Origin of the sequence: Ruminococcus callidus ATCC 27760 (genome assembly GCF_000468015.1) — a bacterium.
Classification (GTDB): Bacteria; Bacillota; Clostridia; order Oscillospirales; family Ruminococcaceae; genus Ruminococcus_C; species Ruminococcus_C callidus.
This window is the reverse complement of sequence record NZ_KI260477.1, coordinates 1-10,101: the sequence shown is the minus strand read 5'-3', so window position 1 is coordinate 10,101 and position 10,101 is coordinate 1. Positions and strand designations below refer to the sequence as shown.

At 41.6% G+C, this 10,101-nt stretch carries 12 protein-coding genes; 2 read left to right on the top strand and 10 right to left on the bottom strand.

The genetic code is table 11. The annotated features are described in order from the left end of the window. Both RUMCAL_RS12530 and RUMCAL_RS15655 read right to left on the bottom strand, forming a co-directional pair. Nucleotides 1-780: transposase (locus tag RUMCAL_RS12530; RefSeq protein ID WP_021683322.1), on the bottom strand; the 780-nt coding region annotated here is incomplete at its 3' end. Nucleotides 781-1,240: 460 nt separating this feature from the next. Continuing rightward, complete coding sequence (locus RUMCAL_RS15655; protein ID WP_156902559.1) at nucleotides 1,241-2,236, bottom strand: hypothetical protein; 996 nt, start codon at nucleotides 2,234-2,236, stop codon at nucleotides 1,241-1,243. Between RUMCAL_RS15655 and RUMCAL_RS16900 the strand changes: the two genes are divergently transcribed. Continuing rightward, on the top strand, nucleotides 2,237-2,467 hold the full coding sequence (locus RUMCAL_RS16900; RefSeq protein WP_084194433.1) for a transposase: 231 nt from the start codon (nucleotides 2,237-2,239) through the stop codon (nucleotides 2,465-2,467). A gap of 63 nt (nucleotides 2,468-2,530) precedes the next feature. Here RUMCAL_RS16900 and RUMCAL_RS12520 read toward each other — a convergent pair whose 3' ends face one another. Genes RUMCAL_RS12520 through RUMCAL_RS12510 form a run of 3 tightly spaced genes read right to left on the bottom strand, consistent with a single transcriptional unit; the run spans nucleotide 2,531 to nucleotide 7,129 of the window. Beyond that, complete coding sequence (locus RUMCAL_RS12520) at nucleotides 2,531-4,021, bottom strand: hypothetical protein (RefSeq protein WP_040648196.1); 1,491 nt, start codon at nucleotides 4,019-4,021, stop codon at nucleotides 2,531-2,533. A gap of 27 nt (nucleotides 4,022-4,048) precedes the next feature. Next, nucleotides 4,049-6,874: a competence protein CoiA family protein gene (locus tag RUMCAL_RS12515; protein WP_021683317.1), complete on the bottom strand. Its 2,826-nt coding sequence runs from the start codon at nucleotides 6,872-6,874 to the stop codon at nucleotides 4,049-4,051. 21 nt (nucleotides 6,875-6,895) lie between these two features. Further along, entirely contained in the window at nucleotides 6,896-7,129 is a 234-nt protein-coding gene (locus RUMCAL_RS12510; protein ID WP_156902557.1) for a hypothetical protein, read from the bottom strand. Nucleotides 7,130-7,295: 166 nt separating this feature from the next. On the opposite strand from RUMCAL_RS12510, the gene RUMCAL_RS16895 reads away from it, so the two are divergent. Continuing rightward, a complete protein-coding gene (locus RUMCAL_RS16895) occupies nucleotides 7,296-7,412 on the top strand; it encodes a DUF6678 family protein (protein ID WP_423219184.1) in 117 nt (38 codons plus the stop codon). Here RUMCAL_RS16895 and RUMCAL_RS14840 read toward each other — a convergent pair. The 5 genes from RUMCAL_RS14840 to RUMCAL_RS12490 form a co-directional block, all read right to left on the bottom strand. Then, complete coding sequence (locus RUMCAL_RS14840) at nucleotides 7,397-8,674, bottom strand: right-handed parallel beta-helix repeat-containing protein (protein ID WP_021683315.1); 1,278 nt, start codon at nucleotides 8,672-8,674, stop codon at nucleotides 7,397-7,399. The genes RUMCAL_RS16895 and RUMCAL_RS14840 overlap by 16 nt on opposite strands. A gap of 39 nt (nucleotides 8,675-8,713) precedes the next feature. Beyond that, nucleotides 8,714-8,869, bottom strand: coding sequence for a hypothetical protein (locus tag RUMCAL_RS16580; protein ID WP_021683314.1), 156 nt, complete (start codon nucleotides 8,867-8,869; stop codon nucleotides 8,714-8,716). 42 nt (nucleotides 8,870-8,911) lie between these two features. Continuing rightward, a complete protein-coding gene (locus RUMCAL_RS16575) occupies nucleotides 8,912-9,289 on the bottom strand; it encodes a hypothetical protein (protein ID WP_021683313.1) in 378 nt (125 codons plus the stop codon). A gap of 90 nt (nucleotides 9,290-9,379) precedes the next feature. Continuing rightward, nucleotides 9,380-9,751: an ISAs1 family transposase gene (locus tag RUMCAL_RS12495; protein WP_242823516.1), complete on the bottom strand. Its 372-nt coding sequence runs from the start codon at nucleotides 9,749-9,751 to the stop codon at nucleotides 9,380-9,382. Between the two features lie 147 nt (nucleotides 9,752-9,898). Next, nucleotides 9,899-10,101: transposase domain-containing protein (locus RUMCAL_RS12490; RefSeq protein WP_021683311.1), on the bottom strand; the 203-nt coding region annotated here is incomplete at its 5' end.

Sequence of the window (10,101 nt, the reverse complement as noted above, 5' to 3'; positions counted from 1 at the left end):
AATCTCCCAACGTACAACATACAAATCCAGAATTTCTTCATCCGAAAGAGCTGCATTTGTGCTGATGAATGCACGCAGAGCTTTCTCTTTACCGAACGACTTTGCCGGATAAGATAACAAAACAACTGCATTTTCAATTCCGTTCAAATTGCCTTCATATCGGTAAACGTAGTACTTTCGCCCTTTCACGGTCACGAGGTGAAAGAGTTCCCTGCACTTTGCTTCTATCAGTTTTCCGGCAAATTCACAGACATTCATTTTTGTGCCGTATGGATATAGGATACGATTCGTCTTCAAAGCTCCGACAGTGTGAAAGCCTTTGCAAATGAACGCATTTACGACCTTTTCGCATACATACCAACTGTCACAAAGAAGGTATGACGATGTCGGAGCCGTTGGAAGTTCTTCCGCAATTTGCTTTACAGTATCGATTTTGGAAACCGATTTATCATACATAATCATTGTGTAATTCAGCGTAATCCCATTACAGGAAAGCAGAACGCCTACCGCCTGATGACCATAATCCTGTTTTCTTTTCAAATGTGAAAAGTGAAAATTTGCTGCTTCCATTGGATGTATTGCCTTTGATGATGGTTTTGTCTTGGATGCAATCGTATCATCAACGATGCAAAGAATCGGTTTCCCACTGCGTTCGGCTTCCTCATAAATTGTGTGGATTACCAGCTCCTTCATTGCCTTTTCCAGCGATGATGCATTCCATTGATCGTTATGCAAAAAACGAGAGATACTGGTACGATGCTTGTCACTGCACTTCTCCATATCAACTGTTTTTCCATGGTATCCTGTACTAAGAGCTTGTGTTCATCGGTTCAGCACACGTCTTTTCGGCAAATTTTCCTGCTGAACTTCGTCAAATATCCTTGCAATACGACAGTATTCCTGCGGATATTTTCCTTGTCAGCATAAAAATTATGCTCGAAAATCCGCATACTTTACCGATAAACACAAGCTCTAAATATCGCAAGCATGATCGTATTGATGTGTTCCATCGCATAGGGCGAAATGGTTTCCGTCAATTTTTTTGCTTCCAATCTTTTGCAAATTTCTTCAGAATAGTGTATACTTGTTTTCATAGGACAACACTCCTTTGAGTTAATGTAGGTCTCAAGTACATTATAACTCTTTTTGGGACTGTTGTCCTATCTTTTTGTGCATTTTTTAGGGATGCTCATTTATAGTTTGAAAGGGAAAATCAGCTGTGCTTTCTAAGTGAAATATTTTAAGAAAGGATTTTTTCTTCAATTTGATTTGTTAACTCGGTAAGGTAAAAATATAGTTGTTCTTTTGTTTCCGAGTAATCCATATTAAAAGCTTTTCTTGTCAGCCCTTTTAATATATCATCATCAATCAATTCGTTTTCGGAAATATATTGACCTAATCCATAATGTGCAAGGCAGTTCCTAAAAGCTCTGTTTTTCAAAGACTCATTGATATAAAAGATTGTTCCATTTGCAGCATTTAACTCTTTGATAAAATCACAAAGATAGTAATACTGAAGATATGCGAACTTAAACTTTTGTAGAATCTCATTGACAAAGCATTTGTCTATAAATTTAACAGCATAATTAACGCTGCAAAGAATTGAAAAAAGTAGAAAGCCGAAATTCGTTTTTAATTTTAATGGACAGTTATTATAAAAATGATAATCCTCATATTTTACTAAAACAGTATCATCGTAGTTATATGGCGGAAAATTCTTACAGTCAAAAAAATTTGCAAGTTTTCCCGCTACCACACTAATATTTTTAATCAAAAATCCGATATTTTTATTGTTCAAAACATTCACCGGTGTGTATAAAGCACACAAAATTGTGTTTCCGCAGAAATATCCATTACACAGATCTGTCCCCACGTTGTAATATCCAAACAATTTTTCTCGAAGCCCACGGATTTTATAAAAATAGTTGTCACTTTCATAAAATTTATCCATCAAATCCAACAAAAATTTAGAATATGACTTTTCATATAGCTTATGACTTTGTCTCAGGGCAGAGTAATATGTTTTCTCTGTGCCAGTAAATTTTGGAGCATCTAATCCAAGCTTTTGACACCATTGTTCTGCTCCATATGCAAACAAGCCAATATAAGGTTGACTCATCATAATATAATTGCTGCTGATATTCTTAGCATTTTGCTGTATATCGGTTAATGTGTAAATAAATCTCGCATCTGATTGAATCAGTTCATAAGCAGCTTTTTGTACGTTATTTAACATATCCACCACACTTGTAATATATTTATTTTTTATCTGCCCCCTTATGCTCCCGAATACAATCCCGACGAGCTCGTTAACAGCGATCTGAAACGTGCTGTTGGTAAAAAAGCCTCTCCTCGTTCTGAAAAAGAACTTGAGAAAAATGTTCGCTCTCATCTTAAAACTTTGCAGCTAAATCCGTCTAAAATTGCATCTTTTTTTACTTCTGATTTTACTTCCTATGCCGCTTGATTTTGGAAAGGTTTAATTGGGGGAACAATATACTACTTTTAGGTACCGTTTGCAAGTCGGGATTTAAATAAAATAAATAATCTGTGATAGGTTCCTCGCCTCGTACTCATCATCGTTCTTCCAGTAGTAGTCTCTTGCGTACCAATCAGGAAAGTCCGGCACTTTGGAACTCATGGGTGGCACTTCTTCCCAGTATGGGTCTTCCATTTCGCTATAGTCGGACATTCCCCACGGCAGATAGTCTACCACTTCAGACAGCGTACCGATGCAGGAGCCGTATAGCCAAGGAATATCGTTGCCAGTTTCGACTGCATACAGCATTGCAAAGCACAGCTCATACGGATCAGGAACGGGAACCGGCTTCAGCATCGCTTCGTGCAATTCTTCTGGGAAATACTCAGTGACAAAATCAAATGTAAGATAGCTGCGGTGTACGATCATATACAGGAACTTTCCGCGCTGATCTATAACATCATCCAGTTCCTTTAGCGCCGTTTCATGAAGGTTATCCAACCCCTTCATCTTGTCAAGGAGCGAAACAATCTCCGCATCGCCCATGTCGCCGGCACCATTAATAAGAGCTGTCAGCGGTGAAGGTGCATATGCCAGAGCTGTTTCGAAGATAATTGGAAGGTTAGGAGCTCTCAGCGGATTCATCAGCGGTGCATTGATTGGTGCATTCGGCTTGCTTTTGATCTGAGCTTTCCTGTTCTTTCTCAAACGCTCTCGTTCAGCCATGTACTGCTTTGCCTTGCACTCCAGCTTGTCACGTATTTCGTTGATTTCCTTGCGAATCGTGTTTGCATTATGAACTTTGTCAATGTACTGCCCCTTAAAGAAGCCTATACCTGTAAAGAAGCGTTCTGTCCACGCCTGATGACAAGCTTCCAAGTGAGCAATAGCCTCATCCTTCATCCATTGTGGTAATAGAGCAAGGAGCGACTCGAACTTTTGCCTGCTCGGAACAGCGGCATGGTCTTTGCCTTCTGCAGCGAGGTTACTGGTCAGAATGCGTTCACCATCGCCGCCATTGCTTTCAAGCGGTGCAATGTCCTGATTTCGGTAACGCAGAACATATTCCACGCTAGCTATGAGGTCTTCCTCGTACTGGCAGTCCCATATGTCTATCTCGAATAGATCGTCTATCAGTTCCTCGTCCGTAGGTAGGAGCATATATATCTTGTCTAGTGGGACATTCAATTCAGATAGTCGGTCAAGAATCCATATTGATGATGCTGTCAGGATATGACCGTCATACTGCACTGGAGCATAGCTCTCGCTAAAGATATTGAGCGTGATCCAGTCACCAGCAAGTTGGCGGTCATGCTCGTTCAGCTTTTCGAGCGATGACAGGAGGGCGGCGGTACGCCGCTTCTCCATTGCAGGCTCCAAGTCGAGCAGTCCGCTGGTGATGCGGTTATTCTTCTTCATCGCCTTGGAATGTGCCTGACGGAGATGCTGAATCTCCGTGCGAATCTTTTTATGCCATTCCTTCGGCTCGGTGTACATGAAGTCCTCTATCATTGATAGTCTCTCAGGTAAGGGATTTTTCATAGTGAAGTCACCTCCGTACGATAAATCTTACGCTAAATGCATTAACCCTGCTCTCACCACTACATCAAGCTGAAACTGGTTCTTGTTTCCATTGTCAAACTGAACTTCTATGATATGAAGACCGCTTTGCTTTATCTCAGAACCGACTATTATGCCTTCTCCATATGCATCATGTTTAATTCGTGTGTTCACGGTATACGCAGCGAGTTCGGGGGCTAACGGAATAGAAGGAGCTTCAGCTTTTGGGACAGAGGGCGCTTGAATTCGTGGTTCTCTTATCTGAACATCAGGGTGACTGACGACGGGTTCTCTTGCCGTTCTGTCAGGCGGAGCAACTGCATTCACAAATTCTGATCCGCATTCGTTGACATAGAACAAATGCAGTTCGTTCTTTGCCCGTGTGATTCCCACATAGAATAAGCGTCTCTCTTCTTCATAAGTGTCGATGCGTTCCTGTTCCGATGCGTCTTCCCGACATGAATGTGGTAGGCATCCATCATAAACATCCACGATGTAGACAGTATCAAATTCCAGACCTTTAGCAGAGTGGATAGTTGATAAAATGACTGGATTCTCATCTGTGCATCTGTAGTTTTCGATCAACTGCGGCAATTGATCCAGTCGTTCAAGAAATCCTTTTATGGTCTCCTCACGAACAGCCAAGGCGTATAGAATGTCCACCTTTCCTATATCAAGTTCATTTTCCTTGGCATAGGTATAGTACCAGAAACGGCAAATCAAATCTATTGCATCATAGGGATTTGAAGTTGCTATTTTCTTCATTCTATGTCTGAAATCTTCTGCTTTGCGCATCAATGTCGGCCACTGAGCCATCTGGTTTACCAGTTCATCAGCTATTGTGATTCGCTTCTGCGTAGCTTTTCTACAGCTCCAATACGCCGCATTCTTTTTGAATCCATATCCGCACTTATAATACACCTGATTAAATGCTTCGGCATCATTCAGATTAATAGCAAATCTGAGAAAATAAACAATATCCTGAACTACCTTGCTCGTAAAGAAATTCTCTACAGCTTCTTTCAAACGAACAAATGGGATGTTCTCACGAAGGAATAAGTCCATCAAAGGAATAGCACTACCGTTGTTGCGGTAAAGCACTGCCATCTGGGCGTGCTCTTTCTTGGATATCTCGGCAATTGCAGAATACTGCTGATGCTTTTTCCTGACTGTTATTCTCTCAATCGGCTTCCCGTTGCCTCTGCTAGCTGCCATGTGCTTCTCGGAATGTCGATTGATGTTCTGGCTTATAAAACGCTGTGCTGCGGATACAATGGGCTTTGTGGAACGGTAATTTGTTTCAAGAAACAGAATATACGGATTGGTATATGTATCAGTAAAGTCGAGGAGCGCACGAGGGTAAGCAGCACGGAAGCGATAAATACTCTGGTCTTCGTCTCCAACCATGAAGATGTTATTTGTTTTTGATGCCAGTATTCTGATAATTTCATGCTGTATTTTTGATGTGTCCTGTGCTTCATCTACACAGATATACTGATATTGAGCTTGAAACCACGCTAAAACCTTCGGACGTGCCATGAGGATATTCCTCGCATAGACCAACTGGTCATCAAAATCCATGCGCTTTTGCGATTTGAGCGTATCGACATATCGATTGAAGAATTCCTCGTAGAAAGGCTCATCATTCAAATACTCAGCCCTTTGTTCAGCCGTTGTCAACATCATATTCTTGATGTAGCTGATTACTGTCTGAGCCGCAATTAAATCTGCTTCGTGTGGGAATTTGTCACCGGTAAGAGCGATGTAGATTGACTTAATGATACTGGCTTGTTCATTTGCTTTCAGCATTGTAAATCTTGTGCGCTGATGTATCTGAACATATTTAGTGATTACCTGTTCACACAGGGAGTTGATAGTGCGGATGTTCAGACGGCTTGCCATTTCAGGCTCGAACTTCTCGGCAAAACGCCTTTTGATATCATTAGTAGCACTGACTGTATATGTAATCGCAAGGATATTCTCCGGTGCGATTCTTTTACAGTAGATCATGTAGCCCATTCTTGCAACCATGACTGTGGTCTTACCGCTACCGGGGACAGCTATCATCAGATTAGCACCACCGACAGCCTGAACTGTCCGCTGCTGCTGTGGGTTCAATTGGATATTGTACTTTTCAGAAAACTCACGGAATTCCTCATCTATCTGCGTGTCAAGATGAAGCGGTGGAGGACAAACTCCATTGATTAGGCCGACATACGCTAAAAAGGCATCTTTCGTATACTTGTGTTTGATATGGAATCCATCATTGGTAAAAGTCTGAATATGAAGGATGCATTCACCCTCATCCGCAATCTGGAAAAACAGGTCGATTTCACCGACACGCAGGTTATACTTCCGAAATGTTGAACGCGGTTTGCCCCATGTGAATTGATTCGAAGCCGATTCTGTGATTAATTCCTGCTCAAAATCCTCTCGCATATCGTACAGCCATACGACCTTATACCCGATATTTCCATGATAGAATACATTTCTGTCATTAAACTTTCCGGAAGAGAGGGGGCTATGCTGAAACTCCACAACATTTCTGTCAGTCAGAACATCTGCCCTATGGCGGATATCATCACACTGAACAACTACTTCCTGATTCTCAGGCGGAAATTGGTTTTGCCACTCGTAATGCCAGTCGGACATATCATATTGCCCGTTCCAGCTATCGTTGCATTCACAGTTCGGAAAATGCGAGAAATGGCGAGCGCGTTCGGTACCTGACTTCACGAACATCTTTTCAAGACAAACAGGGCAGAAGAATGTATCACCCTGAACCGCATCACGAATCGAAATGCGTTTTTGTTCTTTATCTAAGGCAATGTACATTTTCCACCCTCCTTTAACTATTCACTTACTATGCTTGTTGCGATAATCCTGCACCATCTGACGTGTCACAGGGTAGGGATCTCCCATCATCCATTTGCAATCATAATAGTTCCAGATTTTTTTCAGTTCCTCTTCAGAGTCGATTCCGAGCCGATAAATCGTTACCTGAATAAAGGTCAGATCATACCACTTACAATTGTAGTGCTGGCACAGTTCCTGTAACTCTTCATCACCCTCGATTCCCAAATCCATCATGAACTCCGTTATTTCATCAGGATGGAACTCATCATACTGTTCATTCTCAATAGCCATTTCAAAGCACCACTCAAGAAGATGTCCAAACGGAATAGACAGTCTCTCGGAAAGTTCTGAAATCAGGCAGCAGGTCGAAGTGTCAAAGCCAAGCTCATCGGTTGCATGAATAAAAATCGTACAGCAAAGAAATTTGTGCAGCTATATGAACGACACAAAGTGGAGAGAGTTGCAGCAGGCAATGGTACATGAAATGCTAGGCTCAGCGTTTCACTTGTCGCCATAAGTCAGCAAGTTGCAATTATAGTAATCCCAGTGGTCATCTTCATGATCTACCGAAAAAAGTTCGCCGTCATAAGCCATAAAATTATCCCAGACTGTAGCGGAACAATCCCATGCATTCAAAAAGTACATTTTCTTGCCCCAAGTATTTGTTGTCGTATCCATATATACCTTATTGCCATATACCTGGGCATTTTGTCCCCAGCCCTCTACCACGTTATTCTGCTCGAATGCGCGTTGAATTGCCATACAGCCATTTCGATAGCCGATATTATTTCTGATAATACAGTCATTGCCTTTGACATTGATAAAACTTTTGGCGGAATTTTCACCGCTCATTCCCGTTCCGTCAAATGTACAGTTTTCCACGATCGTACCAATGGTATACTCTTTGATGTCAACGTGTTCCGCTGCAACATTTGGGCCAAGTTTACAGTTTCTTATGGTATTATAATGACAGTCATAGCCATATCCGGTGGTACTATAAGCGCTGCCGACATAAACTGCCTCACCATATCCCGGAGATACAACACCGGTATCATGAACGCTGCAATCTTCAATCAGGCAGTAAGAGCTATTGTCTCTCAAATGTATGCCCTCTGAACCAATTTGATACACTTCACAATTTACGATTTTGGTATGATTGGAATTGTCGATCATAATTCCTTTCTGGGCATTTGTGATTTTTAAGTCTCTGATTTCCCACCAGTCACCCGAAACAGACAAAACATAATTTTCAGCTGTGGATGAGCCGGAGAGTATGGCAAGATTTTCAGGATCCTCAGAATGAATGCGGATCGGCTCTTCTTCTGTTCCGTCTGCTGAACTGGTGAACATATATCCCTTTGGTGTAGCGCCGCTGTAGACATATTCGCCAGCGGCAAGAATGATCTCATCCCCTGCCCTTGCACTTTCAAGGGCATTTTTCAATTCTTCTGTATTTTTCACATAGACCTGGTGCGTTTCTGCTTCTCCAGAAGTTAGCCTATGCTTCATTACGCAAAGATCAAATCCATTGAGCGCATCATCTTCGCACAGATCAGCAGCTTTCCAATTTACAAGCTTCACATCAGGCATAGCAAGAAGCCACTTCTGCAAAAGAACTGCATCTGCAATATCAAACGTACCATCCGCATTGACATCACCTTGAATCGCTGCTGTCTGTTCCGCCGCTTCTATGTGGATCTCATTTCTTGATGCAGTATAAAAAGATGTGCATGTACTTGTGACTGCCAGTGCTGACATTATAGCTACGATTTTTTTCATAAGCTTATCTCCTGTTTTTTGATTTTTGCTTGATGCTTTTCAAGGATGCTCAACTGTTCCAGCGTATTCATCCAAAATATATCCTGCATAGGAAGATGCTTGCCGTTCGTATCCGATTTCTGTAAGCTCAATATCGTTAATCCACTGAAAATAATGTGTCAATTCATGTGCGATCGTTTCCAGAATCCGAGCCAAGGCATCATCTCTTCCTAGTCTTATCAAATCCTCCGCATAGTTTCAAGTTGCAACGCGTACATAGGGTTCATATCTCTTATCATACGGCTGAAAGAAAGTGCCATGCACCATTTCCCCATCCATTGACTTAATGTACTTTTTCCCTTTCACATATACCGGCACCCTTATTGGAAAAATGTACTCTTTTCTCAGCCACTCTCCAAATTTCAGGCATGCTTCTCGTACTTCTGGATTCACATCAGAAGTGAATCGAAACCTGAGACCGCCTCTTCTCGATGAAATGTCTGTGAAATTATATTTCCAATTTTCAAGAGTCCAGATATGCACAATGTCACTTCCCGTTTTTCGGCTTAAAATTTTTGCGATTTTCTGATGGCGGCGTTGATATGACGAATATGCAGCAGCATTCTCAAAATTCAAATAGATTTCCGCAATGTAGTTTTCGTTATTTTTTAGTATACCATATCCACATACCCAAAGTCAATAAAAGTCAGATGAAACTCATGGAAATCAATTTTCATTAAGAATCCTCAAAATCATCCTTGAATCCAGTAAGCATTCGAACATAAGATGAGAAATAGCTTGTTTGGAATTAACAGAAGATTTGAATCGCTTGATAAGGTTAATAGCAGCTTTTCTGAACATATTCAGACATTGTTGAACAGCTTTGCTCTCGACCCTGCACCAATCCTCTTCAAAATGAACATCAAGAAGCCAGTGCATTGATTCAACAGACCATTCCATTCTTGCATGATGCAGTAATTCTTCTGCTTTAAGCTGTCGGCTGGAGATATAGTAGTGCCATACGCTTGAAGTCCCTTTTTTCGTAGTAAATTCAGTATGAATCGCTCCTATGCATTTAAGATTTTTCGTAACCGCCAACCAGACCAGCGGGCAAAAAAATGAGCCGAGATCAACCTCGGCTCAAATCCTGTATTCGGTTCATCACAATGAATTACTGTGAACTGCTGTGAATTACTGTGCGTGAAATACTGCCAGTTACTATGAAATACTGTGAATGAGAAGCTGTCACTTAACCTCAGCCATGTTTTCAACGATCTGATGATATGTTCTGTGGCAGGTTTCAGGCAGAGTAGCACTCCACGGCATGATGCTGTCAAGCTGTTCGTCTGAGGGCGTTTTGCCCCATGAAGGAAGAACCAGCATCAGATACGAGAGATAGCCAAAAACATTCAGACCGTTTCGCTTGGCTGTTTCGATCACGCTCATGA